Below are 19,912 nucleotides of genomic sequence, written 5' to 3'. Positions count from 1 at the left end.
TGAGAATTGCAAGATGTATTATGATGAATACGCTAAGAAGATTGAACTGACTGAGAAACAATCCGGAATTATGGGCGGGTTATATCAATCATTAAATATTGTCGCAAACGAATATCTTGTCAATAATGAAAGTGACAACCCAAAATATAGAGATTTGCTCAATAAAATTGAAAAGTTGTTAGGAATAGCGTAAAAATACCCTCTTTTTACCATATACAATGAAATCATAAGTATAAAATGCTTGTGATTTTTTTGTTTGAAAGGAGGGTGAAAATTATCTAGAGATGGGATTAAAAATTTAAAACCAGTTACAGAACGAAGCAAAGATTAAATAAGAGCTATTAGCTCAAAAGGAGGCAAAGCGTCTAGCATAGCTAGAAGAGAAAAAGCTGATCTAAAAAAGCATTTGAAACCCTCTTATCTTCGGATGTGACGGATAGTAAAATCAAGAAACAACTTGAAGAAATAGGTATGGCTGGCAACAATGAGGCGTTACTGGACTTTGCAATCTTTCAGCAAGCTGTAGAAGGCAATCAGAAAGCAACTGAGAACATAATCAAGCTGACCATTACTAAAGATAAATACGATATATAAGAGCAGAAAGATTGCATTAAAGCGCTCAAAAACTATAAAACCACGAATCGTATGATTCGTGGTTTTTTTCTTATAAACTTGTAGAGTGTTTTGGTTGCACTTTTTGTTCTGGGTAAATGTAGTTAATGGCGTTGTTGACAGCAGTTGGTGCTTCACCAAGACCTGTGGCAATCAAGTCAATCTTACCTTCATAGTAGCAGCAGTCACCGATTGCGTAAATTCCAGGCTGGCTAGATTCTTGCTTACTATTGACGATAATTTTATGACGATTCAGTTCTAATCCCCAATTTTTAAGGTTACCGACAGAAGATTTAAATCCATAGTTAACAAAGAGATGGTCGAGTTCAATAGTTTCGGTCTCATCGGATTTGACTTTTGTGATTTCAAGCTTGTCAAGAGTTTTTCCATCTCCAAGAAGTTGACTTGGCACAAATGGTGTTTTGATGCTAACAGATGATTCTTGAAGGGTTTGGACACTATGTTCGAGGGCCCGGAAGTTGTCTCGACGGTGAACAAGTGTAGTTGGAGCAATCTTTTCAAAAGCTAAGGCCCAGTCCACAGCAGAGTCTCCTCCACCGAGGATGGTTACTTTCTTGCCAGCATATTGTTGAATATTAGAAACGTGGTAATGGATATTTTCATAACTATCAACACCATCCAATTCAAGTGGACGCGGTTTAAAGGCACCTCCACCCATAGCGATAATGACAGCTTTACTACTATGAATACCTTTAGTAGTTGTTATCTTAAATACATCATTCTCTTTTTCAATGTCAAGAACAGTTTCATTGAGATGTGCTGGTGTATCAAAACCTTTTAGTTGTTCTAAGAGGCGATTAGTTAGTTCTTCACCAGTGAGATTTGGGAAACCTGGGACATCAAGAATTTGTTTTTCAGGATAAAGAATGGCAGGTTGGCCACCTAATTGAGGAAGAGAGTCAATGATTTGTACTTTAGCTTGACGTAAATTTGCATAAAAGGCTGCGAAAAGACCAACTGGGCCACCCCCTATGATGGTAATATCATATAATTCAGACATGGTTTCTCCTTATTTCATTTTTATCATTTTATTCTATCATATTTTCTACTAATTTAAAATGAGGTAGGGGGAGAAAATTTCCATTAAAAATGGTATAATGAAGAGAAGCTTTTTTGGAGAGGGGACACAGGATGAATTTTCAGCAATTATCTAATCTTCAATACTGGTCTAGTTTGTTTTCCAGTCCTTGGAGTATTGCGATAAATGTGATTGATATTCTAATCGTTGCTTATATCTTATATCAATTTACAAAATCAATTGCAGGAACCAAGATTATGATTCTGGTTCGAGGCGTTTTAGTTTTTATCTTAGCTCAGATTGCGGCTAATTTTTTGGGCTTGACGACTATTTCCTGGTTGATTAACCAATTGATTACCTATGGAGTTATCGCAGCGGTTGTTATCTTTTCTCCAGAAATTCGGACAGGTTTGGAACGATTAGGTCGAGCTACGGACTTCTTTTCAAATACTCCTATGAGTTCAGAAGAGAAGATGGTTCAGGCTTTTGTAAAATCGGTTGAGTATATGAGCCCACGGAAAATTGGAGCTTTGGTAGCTGTTCAACGTGTGAGAACCTTGCAGGAGTACATCGTTACAGGAATTCCTTTGGATGCTAAGATTTCTGCTGAGTTATTAATTAACATCTTTATCCCTAATACGCCTCTCCATGACGGTGCAGTTATTATCAGTGGAGATCGGATTGCAGTAACTTCTGCCTATTTACCACTAACAGAAAACACAGGTATTTCCAAAGAGTTCGGAACTCGTCACCGTGCAGCCATTGGTTTATCAGAAGTTTCAGATGCCCTTACTTTTGTTGTATCAGAAGAAACTGGAGGTATATCCATCACCTACAATGGTGTCTTCAAACATGATCTAAGTTTAGAAGAATTCGAGGAAGAACTACGTCGTATTCTGATCCCTAAGGATTCACAAGAACCAAGCTTAAAAGAACGTCTATTAGGAGGCTGGAATAATGAGAAGAAATAGTCTTTATATCATCTCCTCGCTCCTGTTCGCGTGTGTCCTGTTTATCTATGCAACATCAATCAATTATCAAAACAATACCAACGCAAGACAAACTAAAACTGAAACCTATACCAATACAGTAGTCAATGTACCGATTGATATTCAGTATGATAGTGAGCAGTATTTTATCAGTGGTTTTAGCTCAGAAGTGACAGTGTTTCTAACGGGTTCAAATCGGGTGGCCTTGGCTAGTGAGATGCAGGAAAGCACTCGTAAATTTAAAGTGACTGCTGATTTGACGCAGGCTACAGAAGGAACGATTGAAGTTCCCTTAACCATTGAAAATCTTCCAAGTGGTTTGACAGCTGTAGCAACACCACAAAAAATCACAGTCAAGATTGGTAAGAAAGTTACTCGAGATAATGTACCTGTTGTACCTCAAATTGATTCTAGTCAAATTGATGAGAAGATTATAATCGAACGTGTTACTGTTTCTGATGAAAAAGTTTCAGTAACTAGTGATGCGGATACACTATCTAAGATTGATCGGATTGTTGCAGTTTTACCAACGAGTGAACAGATTACAGGGAACTATTCTGGATCAGTTCCTTTGCAAGCTGTTGATAAAAATGGAGCTGTCTTACCAACAGTGATTACACCTTTTGAAACTACTATGAAAGTAACAACCAAAACTGTCAGAACAACAAGTAGTACAACCTCAACAAGTAATGGTTCGTCTACCGAAAACTCTTCAACGACAGCAGCAGAGACGAAGTCAGAATCTTAAAATAAACATTATACTAGAAAAGGAATCTTAAAATGGGTAAATATTTTGGAACGGACGGAGTCCGTGGAGAAGCAAACATAGAATTAACGCCAGAATTGGCCTTTAAATTGGGTCGCTTTGGAGGATATGTCCTCAGTCAACATGCGACAGAAGCGCCTAAGGTTTTTGTTGGACGCGATACACGTATTTCAGGGGAAATGTTAGAAGCAGCCTTGATTGCTGGTCTTCTTTCTGTGGGAATTCACGTTTATAAACTTGGTGTACTTGCTACGCCTGCAGTAGCATATTTGGTAAAAACTGAAGGAGCGAGCGCAGGTGTCATGATTTCAGCTAGCCACAACCCAGCCCTTGATAACGGGATTAAATTCTTTGGTGGCGATGGCTTTAAGCTAGATGATGACAAAGAAGCAGAAATCGAGGCCTTACTAGATGCTAGCGAAGATACTCTTCCACGTCCAAGTGCCGAAGGACTAGGTACTGTTGTTGATTACCCAGAGGGATTACGCAAGTATGAAGCCTACCTGGTTTCAACTGGAACAGCTCTTGAAGGGATGAAGGTAGCCTTGGATACTGCAAATGGAGCAGCTTCTACAAGTGCTCGTCAAATTTTTGCAGATTTGGGTGCTCAAATCACTGTCATTGGAGAAACTCCAGATGGTTTGAACATTAACTTGAATGTTGGTTCGACTCATCCAGAAGCCTTGCAAGAACTTGTAAAAGAAAGTCAATCTGCAATTGGTTTAGCCTTTGATGGGGACAGCGACCGTTTGATTGCAGTCGATGAAAATGGTGAAATTGTCGATGGTGATAAGATTATGTATATCATCGGGAAATACCTTTCTGAAAAAGGTCAATTGGCACAAAACACAATTGTAACGACAGTTATGTCCAACCTTGGTTTCCATAAAGCCTTGGACCGTGAAGGCATTAATAAAGCTGTCACTGCTGTTGGAGACCGCTATGTAGTTGAAGAAATGAGAAAATCAGGCTACAATCTCGGTGGAGAGCAGTCAGGTCACGTTATCTTGATGGACTACAATACAACTGGTGATGGTCAACTCTCAGCAGTTCAATTGACTAAGATCATGCAAGAAACAGGGATGAGCTTGTCTCAATTGGCTTCAGAAGTAACAATTTACCCACAAAAATTGGTTAACATCCGTGTGGAAAACACCATGAAAGACAAAGCCATGGAAGTAACAGCTATCAAGGCTATTATCGATAAGATGGAAGAAGAGATGGCAGGTAACGGACGTATTCTCGTTCGCCCAAGTGGAACCGAGCCACTCTTGCGAGTCATGGCTGAAGCACCAACAACTGAAGAAGTAGATTACTATGTGGATACCATTGCTGAAGTTGTGAAAGCAGAAATCGGAATTTAGGAAAGTTAGCAGAAAATAAGAAAATATGTTACAATGTCAAAGTAAATTGTAACCATGGAGAATATGATGAATTTAAAACGTGAACAAGAATTTGTTAGTCAGTATCACTTTGATGCTCGTAACTTTGAATGGGAAAATGAGAACGGAATTCCTGAAACAAAGGTTGATGTGAACTTCCAACTACTTCAACATGACCAAGAAAATCAGGTGACTTCTCTCGTAGTTGTTTTGAGCTTTATGATTGTCTTTGATAAATTTGTTATCAGTGGTACTATTTCTCAAGTCAACCATGTTGAAGGTCGTATTGTAGACCAACCAAGTGACTTTAGTCAAGAAGAAGTTGAGACACTTGCTCGTCCTTCTTTGGATATGCTAAACCGTTTAACTTATGAAGTAACGGAAATTGCACTAGATTTACCAGGAATAAATTTGGAGTTTTAAAAAATGAAATTAGCGGTCATAACAGACTCATCTGCTTTTCTACAAGCGGAAACCTTGCGGAAAGAAGATTTATTTGTGCTAGACATTCCTGTGAATATCGACGGACAGGAGTATGTTGAAGGTGTAAATCTAACCGCTCAAGAATTTTATGAAAAAATGGCTCGTTCATCTGAACTACCTAAAACAAGTCAACCAAGTATCGCAAAGTTGGATGAAATTTTATCATCATTGAAAGAAAAAGGTTATACTCATGTTCTGGGTCTCTTCCTTTCTTCTGGAATCTCAGGATTTCATCAGAATATCCAATATATGACGGATGAGTTCGAAGGTCTGACCATTGCTTTTCCTGATACTCGAATTACAAGTGCACCACTAGGATTCATGGTGGAAAGTGTGTTTCAATGGTCTGAGCAGGGAAATGATTTCCAGTCTATACTAGACAAGTTAACAGAACAGATTGAAAATACTTCTGCCTTTATCATGGTAGATGATCTTGATCATTTGGTTAAAGGTGGTCGTTTATCAAACGGCGCAGCCATTTTAGGAAATCTTCTTAGCATTAAACCAATTCTATATTTTAATGACCAAGGTGTTATCGAAGTTTATGAGAAGGTTCGTACAGAGAAGAAAGCAACAAAACGTTTGGTTGAAATTGTCAAAGAAGTAACAAGTAATGGAAATTATCAGATTACTGTAATTCATGGGAATGCTACTCAAAAAGCAGCCGATTTACGTCAGCTTTTGCTAGATAGTGGAGTAGCTACAGATGTTGAGATTGCAACCTTTGGTAGTGTCATTGGAACCCACCTGGGAGAAGGAAGCATCGCTTTGGCATACACACCAATCGTCTAGATTTGTCTTACAGGCTTTGTATCTTAAAATTGAACACGGACTATCTGCCTCTTGAAAAAAGATACCTGTCTTGCCTTTCGTGGGAAGTCAGCGCCATCCCCTATTTTTCATGGGCAGCAAAGGTCCTTTGTATCTTAGAATTGAACACGCCTGGAACCCTGTGTGAAAAAGATAGTTCTTCCAAGGAGAAGAAACTCCTTGATCAGAACTCCTATTTTCACTTTGTGTTCTTACAGGCTTTGTATCTTAGATAGGAGTAAAGATGAGTATTCGAGTGATTATTGCAGGTTTTAAGGGAAGAATGGGCCAAGCTGCTTGTCAGATGGTTTTGTCTGATCCTGAACTTGAACTAGTAGCCGTTTTGGATCCTTTTGAGTCTGCATCTGAGTGGCAAGAAATTCCTGTTTTCAATGATAAGAATGACTTGGCAGGTTTTGAAGCAGATGTTTGGGTAGACTTTACCACACCAGCTGTCGCCTATGAGAATACACGTTTTGCTCTTGAAAATGGCTTTGCTCCAGTAGTAGGAACGACAGGTTTCACCAGTCAAGAAATCGAAGAATTAAAAGAATTGTCTCGTTCCAAAGACTTGGGTGGCTTGATTGCTCCTAACTTTGCTTTGGGTGCTGTCTTACTCATGCAATTTGCAGCACAGGCAGCTAAATACTTCCCAAATGTGGAGATTATTGAACTTCACCATGATAAGAAAAAAGATGCGCCGAGCGGGACAGCTATTAAAACAGCTGAGTTGATGGCTCAAGTTCGTGAGTCTATTCAACAAGGTGCTTGTGATGAGGAAGAACTCATTGCGGGAGCACGAGGAGCTAATTTTGATGGTATGCGAATCCATTCGGTTCGTTTACCAGGTCTGGTAGCTCATCAAGAGGTCATTTTTGGAAATCAGGGAGAAGGATTGACTCTGCGTCATGACTCCTATGATCGTAGCTCCTTCATGACAGGGGTGAATTTGGGAATCAAAGAAGTTGTCAAGCGTCATGAGCTTGTCTATGGATTAGAACACTTACTATGAAATTAACAAAAATGCCTTCTGAATTTCAGAAGGCTTTACCAGTATTAGAAAAAATTAAAGAAGCAGGATTTGAGGCTTATTTTGTGGGTGGCTCTGTTAGGGATGCCCTACTCAATCGTCCCATCCATGATGTGGATATCGCGACTTCTTCTTATCCAGAAGAAACCAAGCAGATCTTTCCACGCACAGCTGATATTGGAATTGAGCATGGGACTGTCTTGGTTTTAGACGGAGATGAAGAGTACGAAGTAACCACATTCAGAACGGAAGATGTCTATGTAGACTACCGTAGACCAAGTTCAGTTTCTTTTGTTCGTTCGTTAGAAGAGGACCTCAAACGACGTGATTTCACAGTCAATGCCTTTGCCTTGGATGAGACAGGGGAAATCGTTGATTTATTTGACGGTCTCAAAGATTTAGAAAATCAGGTCTTACGAGCTGTTGGTATAGCTAGTGAACGTTTCAATGAAGACGCGCTACGCATCATGCGTGGCTTTCGTTTCCAAGCTAGTCTTGGTTTTGAACTAGAGCAAGAAACATTTGAAGCGATGAAGGCCTTAACGCCACTCTTAGATAAAATCTCTGTGGAACGCACCTTTGTCGAGTTTGATAAACTTTTACTGGCTCCCTATTGGCGAGTAGGTTTATCTTCTATGATTGCAAGCAAAGCTTATGATTATCTTCCAGATATGGCAGGCAGTCAGGAGAAACTCCAGTCTTTGTTTGATTTAGAGGGTAATTTCACTTTTGAAACTTCTGAACAAGCCTGGGCAGCACTTTTATGTGCTTTAAAAGTGGAAGATGCGCAAAAGTTTTTAAAGCATTGGAAAACTTCGCGTCAGTTTGCCAAACAGGTTCAGGATTTATTGACAATTTTGGCTCTTCGAGATGAGGGAGAACTAAGCAAGCGTGATTGCTACCGCTTTGATTTGGATTTACTTTTACAAGCTGAAAATCTCCGCAGAGCTCAAGGTAAAGACTATAATCCACAAACAATCACAGAAACTTATGAGAGCTTGACCATTCATGATAAGAAAGAGATGCAAATCAATGGTGGCATTCTCATCAAAGAATACGGCTATCAGCCAGGTCCTGAATTAGGGGATGTTTTAGAAGAAATTGAGTATGCTATTGTTGATGGAGAATTGGAAAATGACCGTCAAGCCATCCATGACTACCTAAGGGAGAGAAAATGAGTGACTTTATCGTTGAAAAACTAAGTAAATCCGTTGGAGATAAGACAGTCTTTAAGGATATTTCCTTTATCATCCATGACTTGGACAGAATTGGTCTTATCGGTGTCAACGGAACCGGTAAAACTACCCTTCTAGATGTTCTTTCGGGAGTTTCAGGTTTTGATGGTGATGTTAGCCCATTTTCATCAAAGAATGATTACAAGATAGGCTACTTGACCCAGAATCCGGATTTTGATGATAGCAAGACCGTTTTGGATACGGTCCTATCAAGTGATTTGAAAGAAATCCAGCTGATTCGTGAGTATGAACTGCTCATGCTTAACTATAGTGAAGACAAACAGACTCGTTTGGAACGGGTTATGGCTGAGATGGATTCCCTCCAAGCTTGGGAAATCGACAGTCAGGTCAAGACGGTTCTCAGTAAACTAGGCATTCAAGACTTATCAACCCCTGTTGGAGCTTTGTCAGGTGGATTACGTAGACGGGTTCAGTTGGCGCAAGTCCTTCTTGGAAACCATGATCTCATGCTTCTTGATGAGCCTACCAACCACTTGGATATTGCGACCATTGAGTGGTTAACCCTCTTCTTGAAGAATTCCAAGAAAACAGTATTATTTATCACCCATGATCGCTATTTCCTAGATGCTCTTTCTACGCGAATCTTTGAGTTGGACCGAGCTGGTTTGACAGAATATCAGGGGAATTACCAGGACTATGTTCGCCTCAAAGCTGAACAGGATGAGCGCGATGCAGCTCTTCTTCACAAAAAAGAACAACTCTATAAACAGGAATTAGCCTGGATGAGAAGACAACCACAAGCTCGTGCAACCAAGCAACAGGCGCGTATCAATCGTTTCCATGACTTGAAGAAGGAAGTTTCAGATACTAGTGTTGAGACAGACTTGGCCATGAATTTTGAAACTAGCCGTATCGGTAAAAAGGTCATCGAGTTTAAGGATGTTTCCTTTGCCTATGATGACAAACCGATTTTGCAAGATTTTAACCTTTTGGTCCAAGCCAAAGACCGTATCGGAATCGTTGGGGATAATGGTGTTGGGAAGTCAACTCTTCTCAATCTCATTGCAGGAAGTCTCGAGCCAACTAAAGGTCAAGTTATTATCGGAGAAACGGTTCGCATCGCTTATTTCTCTCAACAAATCGAAGGTTTGGATGAAAGCAAGCGGGTTATTAACTACCTGCAGGAAGTGGCAGAAGAAGTCAAGACCAGTGGTGGTTCTACGACATCTATCGCTGAGTTGCTAGAGCAGTTCCTTTTCCCACGATCAACGCATGGTACCTTGATTGAGAAGTTATCTGGTGGAGAGAAGAAACGTCTTTATCTCCTCAAATTACTTCTTGAAAAGCCTAATGTCCTCCTCTTAGACGAGCCAACAAATGATTTAGATATTGCAACCTTAACGGTTTTAGAAAATTTCTTACAAGGTTTTGCAGGACCAGTCTTGACAGTTAGTCACGACCGCTATTTCCTTGATAAGGTAGCAACTAAAATTCTCGCTTTTGAAGATGGAACCATCCGTCCTTTCTTTGGACATTACACAGACTACCTAGATGAAAAAGCTTTTGAAGCAGAAACGGTAACTCAAAACCAAAAAGCTGACAAGGAAAAAGTCGTCAAAGTTCGTGAAGAAAAGAAACGGATGACTTACCAAGAAAAGCAGGAGTGGGCATGTATTGAAGGTGACATCGAAGCCTTGGAAAACCGCATTGTAGAGATTGAAGAAGAGATGCAGGCAAATGGTTCTGACTTTGGGAAACTAGCCACCCTTCAAAAGGAGCTGGATGAAAAGAATGAAGCCTTACTTGAAAAATATGAACGCTATGAATATTTAAGTGAGTTGGTTTAATGGAAGAGAAAATCATCAAATGGAGTAGTAAGAAAATCATTTGGACTATTGTTCTCTGCTTAGTTGAGTTAGCTTTTCTTCTTTGGATCCTATCTTTTATGATGACCTATCCCAAGGAGGCACCTGTGGGATTGGTGGTATTAAGACTCTTTGTCTTATTCTTAATCATCATTGTTGGATGGCTCTTGTATGAACGGATACAGATTCTTCTATCAGATAAAGAGTATTTAAAATGTACGGCTCAAGGTTTTTCCTATAAGCCACATCCGAAAAAAGACTGGCAGTTTTATTCTTGGGGAGATATAGAAAAATTTGCTCTTATGAGAATTAAGGGCAGTAGAAATTCAAGGGATTTTTATACTATTGAGGTTCAGTTTTATGACAAGGAACTTTTAAAATCCAACTCTTTCTGGAATCGTCTACGAAGTAGATTTACAAGTTCAAAACATTCGAACGTTTTAAAAATTCCAATCCACTTGTTGGATGTCGGTTTGCCAAAGAGAGTATTTGAAACCATGTCCTACTTTGAGAGAGAGTGGCGCATCCAACAGAATCGTCAACGGAATCAAACTTCTAAAAGCAAAAAGAAGTAAAGATTTCATTGAGCGAGCGAATCTCCGAATTTTATGAAGGGCTGAGAGGCTTTGGAAGGATATTCCAAGGCTTCTTTCTATTTTGCTTTTCTAGGAATTATGGTATAATAGGGAGTAAAAACTTTAAAAGAAAGAAACGCTATGAACTTAAAAGACTACATTGCAAGTATTGAAAATTATCCACAAGAAGGAATTACTTTCCGTGATATTAGCCCATTGATGGCAGATGGAAATGCCTACAGCTACGCTGTTCGTGAAATTGTTCAATATGCTACTAACAAACAGATTGATATGATCGTAGGACCAGAAGCTCGTGGATTTATCGTTGGATGTCCAGTCGCTTTTGAGTTGGGAATTGGTTTTGCACCTGTGCGTAAACCAGGAAAATTGCCACGCGAAGTTATTTCAGCTGACTACGAAAAAGAATATGGAGTTGATACTTTGACTATGCACGCAGATGCTATCAAACCAGGTCAACGTGTTCTGATCGTAGATGACCTTTTAGCAACAGGTGGTACTGTGAAAGCAACCATCGAAATGATTGAAAAACTTGGTGGTATCGTAGCTGGTTGTGCCTTCTTGATTGAGCTTGATGAGCTTAAAGGTCGTGAAGCTATCGGAGATTACGATTATAAAGTTTTGATGCATTATTAATGAAAAACAGTCCCTAGGGCTGTTTTCTCTTCATCTGATATAAAAATAGGCTATATCTAGTTAGAGAAAAACTATAATTGAAAACTATATCTTCTTACAGTATAATAAAGGGAAGAAGTGTCGTCAGCTGGATTATTCCATTTGATGACAGTCAGGTTACTTGAGTCCAGTATGATACAGTTAGGAGATTTCCATGCCGATTCGAATTGATAAAAAATTACCAGCAGTTGAGATTTTACAAACAGAAAATATTTTCGTCATGGATGATCAACGGGCGGCTCATCAGGATATCCGGCCCTTGAAAATTCTTATTTTAAATCTAATGCCGCAAAAAATTGTAACAGAGACTCAACTCTTAAGGCATTTGGCCAATACTCCTTTACAGTTAGATATTGACTTTTTATATATGGAGAGTCACCAATCAAAAACAACTCGATCAGAGCATATGGAGACCTTTTATAAGACCTTCTCGGAGGTCAAAGACGATTATTTCGATGGCTTGATTATCACAGGAGCTCCAGTTGAGCACCTTCCATTTGAGGAGGTTGACTATTGGCAGGAGTTTACCCAAGTTATCGATTGGTCTAAGACTCATGTCTTTTCAACCTTGCATATTTGTTGGGGGGCACAGGCAGGTCTATACTATCGCTATGGCGTAGATAAATACCAGATGGAGCAGAAGCTTTCGGGGATTTATCCTCAGGATATTTTAAAAGAAGGTCACCTTCTTTTGAGAGGTTTTGATGATTTATATGTATCCCCTCATTCTCGCCATACAGAAGTCCACAAAGAAGATATTCTGAATAAAACAAATCTAGAGATTTTAGCATCAGGAAAAGAGGTGGGAATCTCTATCCTTGCGAGTCGAGATTTGAGAGAAGTTTATAGCTTTGGGCATTTAGAGTATGATCGCGACACGCTTGCAAAGGAATATTTTAGAGATCTAGATGCTGGTTTAGATCCCCATATACCAGAAAATTATTTCAAAAATGATGACATTCATGAGCTTCCTTGTATGCGTTGGAGTTCATCTGCAGCTCTCTTCTTTAGTAACTGGGTAAATTATGCGGTTTACCAAGAAACGCCGTTTGAGTGGAAGAGTGCGGAAGAAGATGTGTCTCATTTTGGATATTTATAAGAGGAATTATGACATATTTAGATGCTTTCAAATCAGGAAACTTAGTGTTACCGAGTGACCTGCTTTTACATTACAATCAATTGTTCTCATCAAGTGATGATTTCTTGGTTTGGCAATTCTTTTACCTACAGAATACAACGGCTTTAGGAGAATTGTCTCCAAGTCAGATTGCTGAAAAAATCGGCAAAAATGTCACTGAAGTCAATCAGGCTATTTCACGCTTGACAGAAAAAGGCCTGCTTCAATATCGTACGATTGAACTTAATGGCGAAATAGAAGTTATCTTCGATGCAACTCTTGCCTTGGAGCGCCTAGACCAACTTTTTGAAAAACAGGCTCCAAACCAGGTGCAATCTGCCTCAAATGATTTAAAGAGCTTGGTAGATACTTTCCAACAGGAGCTAGGTCGTCTATTGAGCCCCTTTGAAATCGAAGATTTGGAAAAGAGTTTGAAAGAAGACGGAACTAGTGCGGATTTGATAAAAGAAGCCTTACGTGAAGCTGTTCTAAATGGAAAACCAAATTGGAAATATATCCAAGCTATCCTTCGAAACTGGCGTCACGAAGGGATTAGGAATGTAGCCCAGGTAGAAGCGAAACGTCAGGAGAGAGAGGCAACAAACCCTCAAAATGTACAAGTTTCATCTGATTTTAAAAATGCCATGGACCTTTGGAAAGACTAATATTTAGCAATAAAAAAACTTGCCATGGGCAAGTTTTTTTGTGTTCTTAAAAAGTAAGTCCCCAAACACTTACAGAACGTTCAGCAACTGGGAAATCACCATATCCTTCAGCATTAATAGTTACTTGGTCTGAATGGTTGCCAAGTAAATCAACAAAAGAATGATCAGCCCATTCTTGACCTACAAACATAGTTTTGTAATTGTCTTGAGCATTTGAGATAAGAACAGCTAAAGGTGCTTGATTGTCAGCTCCTGAACGGACCCAACCGATACAATTAGGGTCATCAAAGTAGTCCGTCTGCTCTCCATAAGCCAAATCTTTTCGGATAGCTAGCAGATGGTCAAGAACTTCTTTAAAATCTTGCTGAGCATATTGACCAGAGATACCGTAGTAGTCTCCATAAAAGACACAAGGGAGACCCTGCTCACGCAAAAGAATAAGAGCATAGGCTGCTGGTTTGAACCATTTTTCTACAGTAGATTCTAAAGCTTGTCCTCGTTGAGTATCATGGTTTTCGACAAAGGTTACAGCTTTATCTGGTTTGATTTGAGCCAGACTATCATTAAAGATGGTACGCAAGTCGTAGTCTGCACCAGCCTGGCTTGCTTCAAAGAGATTCATATGGAGTCGGACATCGACAAGGTCAAAGCGCTCTTCAATCTTTTCGAGGTAGTCCAAGTTGGTTTCCTTGTCTGGATTCCAGAATTCTCCAAAGACATAGAAGTCTTGTCCATATTTCTCTTTGATGTCACGAATGAAATTACGCATAAAGAAAGAGTCAATATGCTTTACAGCATCTAAGCGGAAACCTGTTACACCAGTCGTTTCGATAAACCAATCAGCCCAATCGTAGATATTTTGTATGACTTCTGGATGCTTGAAATCTAGGTCTGCATACATGAGATAGTCATAGTTACCATTTTCGTTATCAACTAATTCCTCGTTAGCCCAGCCTTTATTATCACCTTGAATCAAATAGATGCCAGACTTCCGTCTTTTGGCATCATAGTCAGTTCCAGTGAAATGGTACCAGTGCCAGTGGAAATCATTGTAGGTGTTTTGTCTTCCATCAAAAGTAAAGTTTGTCCAACCATTGATAGTAAAAGGTTCTCCAAGTTCAATTGTGCGATCTTCTGGGTCGACTTCAATAACCTGGAAGGATTCTAAACGATCTGCAGCTGCCTTGTGGTTTAAGACGACGTCGGCCATAGGTTGAATCCCATGTGATTTAAGTGTTTGAATGGCTTGAAGATAGTCTTCTTTAAAGCCGTATTTGGTACGGATAGTGCCTTTTTGGTCGAATTCTCCGAGATCAAAAAGGTCATAGACACCATAACCGACATCTTTTTCGTTGGTAGCTTTAAAGGCAGGTGGCATCCAGACGTGGCTAATTCCTAGATTTGCAAGATGCTCAGCATCATCGGTAAGTCGCGTCCAGTGTTGTCCATCGTGGGGAAGGTACCACTCAAAATATTGCATTAGGGTTTGATTTTTCATAGAAAGTCCTCATACTTAACAATTTGACAATCATTTTACCACAAAGCCAAGGAATACGCAAACGTTTGCGCTAGAAAATATACTCTAGCCATTTTATGTCCATTTTTTACAAAAAACTTTTTAAAATGCGGAAGAGAGTTATTATCTGATGAAAAAGCGTGAAAAATAGCTTCAATTCCTATGGAATCAATGGAGAAATCACTTTCTATTTTGTGAATTTTCAACAAATTTGATATAATTGTATCTATGAAAAAAGTATTCGTCAGCCGGCGTGTCGAAAAAAAGCTGAATAAGGGTCAGATGGTTTTAGAAGAGATTGATTTTCCAGAGCTATCTGAAACTAATCAAGAAGTTGAGCTTTTCAGCCAAAGCAAAAAATTTTTAGGGAAGGCTTATTTATCCAGTCAAAACAAGGGGATTGGTTGGTTTGTAACCAACCAGAAAGTTTCTTTTAATCAAAAGTTCTTTGAAAGCTTGTTTGAAAAAGCCAAACACAAACGTTCTTCCTACTATCAGGATGAGTTGACAACTGCCTTTCGTTTGTTTAATCAAGAAGGCGATGGTTTTGGTGGAATGACGCTGGATCTCTACGGAGATTATGTTGTTTTCTCTTGGTATAACTCCTATATCTATGGTCTTCGCCAAGAGATTATGGCAGCCTTCGCTCAGGTATTTCCAGAAGTCTTGGGTGCCTATGAAAAGATTCGCTTCAAAGGTCTAGATTATGAGTCTGCCCATATCTATGGTCAAGAAGCAGCTGAATATTTCACTGTTCTTGAGAATGGAGTCTTGTACCAAGTCTTTATGAATGACGGTCTTATGACAGGGATCTTCTTGGATCAGCATGAAGTTCGTGGGAGCTTAGTTGATGGTTTAGCAATGGGGAAATCCTTGCTCAATATGTTTTCCTATACAGCAGCCTTCTCAGTCGCTGCAGCTATGGGAGGAGCTAGTGAAACAACCTCTGTGGATCTAGCCAAGCGTTCGAGAGAACTATCAGAAGCTCATTTTCATGCTAATGGTTTGAGTCTAGACAATCATCGATTGCTTGTCATGGATGTCTTTGAATACTTTAAATATGCTAAGAGGAAGGGTTTGAGCTACGATGTGATTGTTCTGGATCCGCCTAGTTTTGCCCGAAATAAAAAACAAACCTTCTCTGTAGCTAAGGATTATCATAAATTGATTTCCCAAAGCCTAGAGATTTTAAATCCAGGTGGAATCATTATTGCTAGTACTAATGCTGCTAATGTTTCCCGTCAAAAATTCACAGAACAAATCGACAAAGGATTTGCAGGTAGAAAATATCAGGTCCTTCAAAAGTATGGACTTCCAGCAGACTTTGTCTACAATGAAAAAGATGAAAGTAGTAATTACCTCAAAGTGATTACCATGAAGGTTAGTAAATGAAATTAATTGTTTCCGTAATGCCAAGAAGTTTAGAGGAGGCTCAGGCTATTGATGCGATGCGCTACCATGATGCCGATATCATCGAATGGCGAGCTGACTTCTTACCAAAGGAAGCTATTTTGCAGGTAGCACCAGCTATTTTCGAAAAATTTGCAGGACGTGAGCTTGTTTTTACCTTGCGTACTCGTGCTGAGGGTGGTCAAATTGAACTCTCTTCAGAAGAATATGTTCAAATTATCAAGGAAGTAGCCCAGCTTTATCAACCAGATTATATTGATTTTGAGTATTTTAGCTATAGGGATGTTTTTGAGGAAATGTTAGAATTTCCAAACCTGGTCTTAAGCTATCATAATTTCCAAGAAACACCGGAAAATCTAATGGAAATCTTGTCCGAGTTAACAAGTTTAAACCCTAAAGTTGTGAAAATCGCAGTTATGGCTCACACAGAACAAGATGTGTTGGATTTGATGAACTTTACACGTGGCTTTAAAACACTAAATCCCGAACAGGAATATGTAACGATTTCTATGGGGAAAGTGGGCAAGGTTTCTCGTATCACATCAGATGTAACGGGTTCTAGCTGGTCTTTTGCAAGTCTAGATGAAGCTAGTGCGCCAGGACAGATTTCTCTATCTAGCATGAAAAAAATTCGGGAGATTCTCAATGAAGATTGATGGCTACACACGTTTAGCAGCTGTAGTCGCAAATCCCATCAAACATTCCATTTCTCCCTTTATTCACAATAGCGCTTTTGAAGCAACCAATACCAATGGGGTTTATCTAGCTTGGGAAGTAGAAGCTAAGGACTTGGCTGAAACAGTTGCCAATATTCGTCGCTATCAGATGTATGGAATCAATCTTTCTATGCCCTATAAGGAGCAAGTGATTCCTTATCTGGACCAGTTGAGCGAAGAAGCTCGTTTGATTGGTGCTGTCAATACAGTGGTGAATCGAGAAGGAACTTTAATCGGATATAACACAGATGGCAAGGGATTCTTTAAGAGCTTGCCTTCTTTTAAAATATCAGGGAAAAGAATGGTCTTGTTAGGAGCAGGTGGCGCAGCCAAGGCAATTTTGTCACAGGCAATCTTGGATGGAGTAGACCAGATTTCTGTCTTTGTACGCTCGGCTTCGATGGGAAAAACAAAACCTTACTTAGAGAAGCTACAGCATGAAACAGGATTTAGAGTAGAGTTATTTGCTTTAGAAGATCGTCAAGACCTTCAAGGCAGCATCACTCATGCTGATCTCTTAGTCAATGCGACCAGTGTGGGTATGGATGGAGCATCTCAGCCAATCCCAACAAGTATTGTTTTACCAGAAAATCTATTGGTAGCAGATGTGATTTATCAACCCTTTGAAACTCCATTTCTAAAGTGGGCAAGAAACCAGGGAAATGAAGCTATTAATGGTCTAGGCATGTTGCTTTACCAAGCAGCTGAAGCTTTTCAGTTATGGACCGGCAAGGAAATGCCAACAGATCAAATCTGGGAATTATTAAAACAAAAGTATCAATAATGAAAAAAGGAGAACTGCTATGAAAATCAAAATAGACCTTCCCCACCATCCTTATGATATTCAGATTGAAAAAGGATGCTTGTCTCAAGCAGGGAAATGGTTGCGGGAACTTTGGCAACCGCAAAAAGTTGTTATCATAACGGATAACCGTGTGGCTTCACTCTATGCAGAAAAGGTTAAATTGAGTTTGGAGGATGCTGGCTTTCAAGTGGCAGTTTTTGACTTTTTAGAGGGCGAAGAACGAAAAAATCTGACTACAGTTCAAAAAGTCTATGAATTTTTAGTCAAACAGGATATGACTCGTAGTGATGGAATCGTTGCACTTGGTGGCGGAGTGGTAGGGGACTTAGCTGGCTTTGTAGCTTCTACCTATATGCGAGGAGTTCATTTCGTTCAAATTCCAACTAGTTTGACTGCCCAGGTTGATTCCTCTATCGGTGGAAAAACTGGAGTTAACACCTCTTTTGCCAAGAATATGGTGGGAACTTTTGCTCAGCCGGATGGTGTTTTGATTGATCCAACCGTTCTTGAAACCTTAGGGAAGAGAGAATTGATTGAAGGAATGGGTGAAGTCATCAAGTATGGCTTAATTGAAGATCCAGAACTCTGGGACTTATTATCTGAAATGGATGGTTCTGTGGAAAGTATTTTGGAACATTCCGAGAGTTTGATTGAGCATTCTTGCCAGGTCAAGCGCAAGATGGTAGTTGAAGATGAGTTGGATAATGGCATTCGTTTATATCTCAACTTTGGTCACACAATTGGCCATGCCATTGAAGCAACTGCTGGTTACGGAAAAGTCATGCACGGTGAGGCAGTAGCTATGGGAATGGTTCAGGTCTCTAAGGTGGCAGAAGAAAAAGGACTCATGCCAGCTGGAATAACCCGGTCCATCCGAGAGATGTGTCAGAAGTTTGGTCTTCCTGTTGATTATGAAAACTGGGACATTGATAAGCTTTATCAGGCTTTGACTCATGACAAAAAAGCGCGTGGGAATACCATGAAGTTAGTCTTGGTGCCAGAACTTGGTTCAGCGATGATTCACCCAGTTTCTCTCGAAGAAATGAAAGATTACTTAGTAAAATAAGGAGAATGTATGAGATATTTAACAGCAGGAGAATCACATGGTCCTCGTCTGACAGCAATTATTGAAGGAATTCCTGCAGGACTGTCTTTGACTGCAGAAGATATCAATGAGGATCTCAAACGTCGCCAAGGCGGTTACGGTCGTGGTGGACGTATGAAGATTGAAAGTGACCAAGTTGTCTTTACTTCTGGTGTTCGCCACGGGAAGACGACAGGGGCTCCAATCACCATGGATGTCATTAACAAGGATCATCAAAAATGGCTAGATATCATGTCTGCCGAGGATATTGAAGACAAACTCAAAAGTAAACGAAAAATCACTCATCCTCGCCCAGGTCACGCAGACTTGGTTGGGGGCATCAAATACCGCTTTGATGATTTGCGAAATTCTTTGGAACGTTCATCTGCCCGTGAAACGACCATGCGAGTGGCAGTTGGAGCAGTAGCCAAGCGGCTTTTAGCTGAGCTTGATATCGAAATTGCTAACCATGTTGTTGTCTTTGGTGGTAAGGAAATCAATGTTCCAGAAAACTTAACAGTCGCAGAGATCAAAAAACTAGCTGCCCAGTCAGAAGTTTCTATCGTTAACCAAGAACGTGAGCAGGAAATCAAGGACTATATTGACCAAATCAAACGTGATGGAGATACCATCGGTGGTGTTGTTGAAACGGTTATCGGTGGTGTTCCGGTTGGTCTGGGTTCATACGTCCAATGGGATAGAAAACTAGATGCAAGATTAGCTCAAGCAGTTGTTTCGATCAATGCTTTTAAGGGTGTGGAATTTGGACTAGGCTTTAAAGCAGGTTATCTCAAGGGTAGCCAAGTCATGGATGAAATCCTATGGTCTAAAGAAGATGGCTATACTCGTCGTACTAATAATCTTGGAGGTTTCGAAGGTGGTATGACCAATGGTCAACCGATTATTATCCGTGGGGTTATGAAACCAATTCCAACTCTCTATAAACCATTGATGAGCGTTGATATTGAAACCCATGAGCCTTATAAAGCAACAGTAGAGAGAAGTGATCCGACTGCTCTTCCAGCAGCAGGCGTCGTTATGGAGGCAATCGTAGCAACGGTCTTGGCTCAAGAAATCCTTGAGAAATTCTCTTCAGATAATCTGGAAGAATTAAAAGAAGCTGTTGCAAAACATCGGGAGTATACAAAGAATTATTAAG

At 39.9% G+C, this 19,912-nt stretch carries 20 protein-coding genes and 1 pseudogene; 19 read left to right on the top strand and 2 right to left on the bottom strand.

Translation table 11 applies throughout. The features are described 5' to 3' along the window. Window positions 1-13: 13 nt before the first annotated feature. Complete coding sequence (locus QM419_RS04925) at window positions 14-193, top strand: hypothetical protein (RefSeq protein WP_414254481.1); 180 nt, start codon at window positions 14-16, stop codon at window positions 191-193. Window positions 194-331: 138 nt separating this feature from the next. Next, window positions 332-591, top strand: a pseudogene (locus QM419_RS04920) (stress-induced protein); the annotation flags it as partial. A 73-nt stretch (window positions 592-664) separates the two neighbouring features. On the opposite strand, the gene QM419_RS04915 reads toward QM419_RS04920, so the two are convergent. Further along, window positions 665-1,633 (bottom strand): NAD(P)/FAD-dependent oxidoreductase, encoded by a 969-nt coding sequence (locus QM419_RS04915; RefSeq protein ID WP_414278091.1) that lies wholly within the window; start codon window positions 1,631-1,633, stop codon window positions 665-667. A gap of 131 nt (window positions 1,634-1,764) precedes the next feature. Here QM419_RS04915 and cdaA point away from each other — a divergent pair, with 131 nt between their 5' ends. The 12 genes from cdaA (at window position 1,765) to QM419_RS04855 (ending at window position 13,222) form a co-directional block, all read left to right on the top strand. Next, the gene (cdaA, locus tag QM419_RS04910) at window positions 1,765-2,622 is read left to right on the top strand and encodes a diadenylate cyclase CdaA (protein ID WP_414278090.1); all 858 of its coding nucleotides are present in this window, start codon (window positions 1,765-1,767) and stop codon (window positions 2,620-2,622) included. Next, complete coding sequence (locus tag QM419_RS04905) at window positions 2,609-3,388, top strand: YbbR-like domain-containing protein (RefSeq protein ID WP_414278089.1); 780 nt, start codon at window positions 2,609-2,611, stop codon at window positions 3,386-3,388. The genes cdaA and QM419_RS04905 overlap by 14 nt, the downstream gene beginning before the upstream one ends. Before the next feature lie 32 nt (window positions 3,389-3,420). Further along, on the top strand, window positions 3,421-4,770 hold the full coding sequence (gene glmM / locus QM419_RS04900) for a phosphoglucosamine mutase (protein WP_414278088.1): 1,350 nt from the start codon (window positions 3,421-3,423) through the stop codon (window positions 4,768-4,770). Between the two features lie 66 nt (window positions 4,771-4,836). Then, entirely contained in the window at window positions 4,837-5,211 is a 375-nt protein-coding gene (locus QM419_RS04895) for a DUF1149 family protein (protein ID WP_004252208.1), read from the top strand. A gap of 3 nt (window positions 5,212-5,214) precedes the next feature. Continuing rightward, entirely contained in the window at window positions 5,215-6,063 is an 849-nt protein-coding gene (locus QM419_RS04890) for a DegV family protein (RefSeq protein WP_414278087.1), read from the top strand. Window positions 6,064-6,325: 262 nt separating this feature from the next. Then, window positions 6,326-7,093 (top strand): 4-hydroxy-tetrahydrodipicolinate reductase, encoded by a 768-nt coding sequence (dapB, locus tag QM419_RS04885; protein WP_414278086.1) that lies wholly within the window; start codon window positions 6,326-6,328, stop codon window positions 7,091-7,093. Next, window positions 7,090-8,289, top strand: a complete 1,200-nt coding sequence (locus tag QM419_RS04880) for a CCA tRNA nucleotidyltransferase (protein WP_414278085.1) — start codon at window positions 7,090-7,092, stop codon at window positions 8,287-8,289. The genes dapB and QM419_RS04880 overlap by 4 nt, the downstream gene beginning before the upstream one ends. Next, window positions 8,286-10,154, top strand: a complete 1,869-nt coding sequence (locus QM419_RS04875) for an ABC-F family ATP-binding cassette domain-containing protein (protein ID WP_414278084.1) — start codon at window positions 8,286-8,288, stop codon at window positions 10,152-10,154. Before QM419_RS04880 ends, QM419_RS04875 begins: the two co-directional genes overlap by 4 nt. Beyond that, window positions 10,154-10,747 (top strand): hypothetical protein, encoded by a 594-nt coding sequence (locus QM419_RS04870; protein ID WP_414278083.1) that lies wholly within the window; start codon window positions 10,154-10,156, stop codon window positions 10,745-10,747. Before QM419_RS04875 ends, QM419_RS04870 begins: the two co-directional genes overlap by 1 nt. Before the next feature lie 141 nt (window positions 10,748-10,888). Further along, window positions 10,889-11,401: an adenine phosphoribosyltransferase gene (locus QM419_RS04865; protein ID WP_414278082.1), complete on the top strand. Its 513-nt coding sequence runs from the start codon at window positions 10,889-10,891 to the stop codon at window positions 11,399-11,401. A 193-nt stretch (window positions 11,402-11,594) separates the two neighbouring features. Further along, window positions 11,595-12,539 (top strand): homoserine O-acetyltransferase MetA, encoded by a 945-nt coding sequence (gene metA / locus QM419_RS04860; RefSeq protein ID WP_414278081.1) that lies wholly within the window; start codon window positions 11,595-11,597, stop codon window positions 12,537-12,539. Window positions 12,540-12,547: 8 nt separating this feature from the next. Further along, window positions 12,548-13,222: a DnaD domain-containing protein gene (locus tag QM419_RS04855; RefSeq protein ID WP_414278080.1), complete on the top strand. Its 675-nt coding sequence runs from the start codon at window positions 12,548-12,550 to the stop codon at window positions 13,220-13,222. Window positions 13,223-13,268: 46 nt separating this feature from the next. On the opposite strand, the gene QM419_RS04850 is transcribed toward QM419_RS04855, so the two are convergent. Continuing rightward, window positions 13,269-14,720, bottom strand: a complete 1,452-nt coding sequence (locus tag QM419_RS04850; RefSeq protein ID WP_414278079.1) for an alpha-amylase — start codon at window positions 14,718-14,720, stop codon at window positions 13,269-13,271. 246 nt (window positions 14,721-14,966) lie between these two features. Between QM419_RS04850 and QM419_RS04845 the strand changes: the two genes are divergently transcribed. From QM419_RS04845 to aroC, 5 genes are read left to right on the top strand one after another with little or no spacing between them, the layout of a single operon-like run. Continuing rightward, window positions 14,967-16,130: a class I SAM-dependent rRNA methyltransferase gene (locus QM419_RS04845; protein WP_414278078.1), complete on the top strand. Its 1,164-nt coding sequence runs from the start codon at window positions 14,967-14,969 to the stop codon at window positions 16,128-16,130. After that, the gene (gene aroD, locus QM419_RS04840; protein ID WP_214262249.1) at window positions 16,127-16,804 is read left to right on the top strand and encodes a type I 3-dehydroquinate dehydratase; all 678 of its coding nucleotides are present in this window, start codon (window positions 16,127-16,129) and stop codon (window positions 16,802-16,804) included. Before QM419_RS04845 ends, aroD begins: the two co-directional genes overlap by 4 nt. Beyond that, window positions 16,794-17,648, top strand: a complete 855-nt coding sequence (locus QM419_RS04835; RefSeq protein ID WP_414278077.1) for a shikimate dehydrogenase — start codon at window positions 16,794-16,796, stop codon at window positions 17,646-17,648. The genes aroD and QM419_RS04835 overlap by 11 nt, the downstream gene beginning before the upstream one ends. A gap of 19 nt (window positions 17,649-17,667) precedes the next feature. Further along, window positions 17,668-18,735, top strand: coding sequence for a 3-dehydroquinate synthase (aroB, locus tag QM419_RS04830; protein ID WP_414278076.1), 1,068 nt, complete (start codon window positions 17,668-17,670; stop codon window positions 18,733-18,735). Window positions 18,736-18,744: 9 nt separating this feature from the next. Continuing rightward, window positions 18,745-19,911 carry a chorismate synthase gene (gene aroC / locus QM419_RS04825; protein WP_414278075.1) on the top strand — a complete coding sequence of 389 codons (1,167 nt, stop codon included), beginning with the start codon at window positions 18,745-18,747 and terminating at the stop codon, window positions 19,909-19,911. The last annotated feature ends 1 nt before the right edge of the window (window position 19,912 follow it).

It is taken from the genome of Streptococcus infantis (genome assembly GCF_047464715.1).
In the GTDB taxonomy this organism is placed as follows: domain Bacteria; phylum Bacillota; class Bacilli; order Lactobacillales; family Streptococcaceae; genus Streptococcus; species Streptococcus infantis_S.
This window is presented reverse-complemented; position numbering and strand designations above follow the sequence as displayed.

Excerpts from the sequence above, each read along its gene's own strand:
- QM419_RS04925 (WP_414254481.1), top strand. The coding sequence starts at position 14 with ATGTATTATGATGAATACGCTAAGAAGATTGAACTGACTGAGAAACAA.
- QM419_RS04915 (WP_414278091.1), bottom strand. The coding sequence starts at position 1,633 with ATGTCTGAATTATATGATATTACCATCATAGGGGGTGGCCCAGTTGGT.
- cdaA (WP_414278090.1), top strand. The coding sequence starts at position 1,765 with ATGAATTTTCAGCAATTATCTAATCTTCAATACTGGTCTAGTTTGTTT.
- QM419_RS04905 (WP_414278089.1), top strand. The coding sequence starts at position 2,609 with ATGAGAAGAAATAGTCTTTATATCATCTCCTCGCTCCTGTTCGCGTGT.
- glmM (WP_414278088.1), top strand. The coding sequence starts at position 3,421 with ATGGGTAAATATTTTGGAACGGACGGAGTCCGTGGAGAAGCAAACATA.
- QM419_RS04895 (WP_004252208.1), top strand. The coding sequence starts at position 4,837 with ATGAATTTAAAACGTGAACAAGAATTTGTTAGTCAGTATCACTTTGAT.
- QM419_RS04890 (WP_414278087.1), top strand. The coding sequence starts at position 5,215 with ATGAAATTAGCGGTCATAACAGACTCATCTGCTTTTCTACAAGCGGAA.
- dapB (WP_414278086.1), top strand. The coding sequence starts at position 6,326 with ATGAGTATTCGAGTGATTATTGCAGGTTTTAAGGGAAGAATGGGCCAA.
- QM419_RS04880 (WP_414278085.1), top strand. The coding sequence starts at position 7,090 with ATGAAATTAACAAAAATGCCTTCTGAATTTCAGAAGGCTTTACCAGTA.
- QM419_RS04875 (WP_414278084.1), top strand. The coding sequence starts at position 8,286 with ATGAGTGACTTTATCGTTGAAAAACTAAGTAAATCCGTTGGAGATAAG.
- QM419_RS04870 (WP_414278083.1), top strand. The coding sequence starts at position 10,154 with ATGGAAGAGAAAATCATCAAATGGAGTAGTAAGAAAATCATTTGGACT.
- QM419_RS04865 (WP_414278082.1), top strand. The coding sequence starts at position 10,889 with ATGAACTTAAAAGACTACATTGCAAGTATTGAAAATTATCCACAAGAA.
- metA (WP_414278081.1), top strand. The coding sequence starts at position 11,595 with ATGCCGATTCGAATTGATAAAAAATTACCAGCAGTTGAGATTTTACAA.
- QM419_RS04855 (WP_414278080.1), top strand. The coding sequence starts at position 12,548 with ATGACATATTTAGATGCTTTCAAATCAGGAAACTTAGTGTTACCGAGT.
- QM419_RS04850 (WP_414278079.1), bottom strand. The coding sequence starts at position 14,720 with ATGAAAAATCAAACCCTAATGCAATATTTTGAGTGGTACCTTCCCCAC.
- QM419_RS04845 (WP_414278078.1), top strand. The coding sequence starts at position 14,967 with ATGAAAAAAGTATTCGTCAGCCGGCGTGTCGAAAAAAAGCTGAATAAG.
- aroD (WP_214262249.1), top strand. The coding sequence starts at position 16,127 with ATGAAATTAATTGTTTCCGTAATGCCAAGAAGTTTAGAGGAGGCTCAG.
- QM419_RS04835 (WP_414278077.1), top strand. The coding sequence starts at position 16,794 with ATGAAGATTGATGGCTACACACGTTTAGCAGCTGTAGTCGCAAATCCC.
- aroB (WP_414278076.1), top strand. The coding sequence starts at position 17,668 with ATGAAAATCAAAATAGACCTTCCCCACCATCCTTATGATATTCAGATT.
- aroC (WP_414278075.1), top strand. The coding sequence starts at position 18,745 with ATGAGATATTTAACAGCAGGAGAATCACATGGTCCTCGTCTGACAGCA.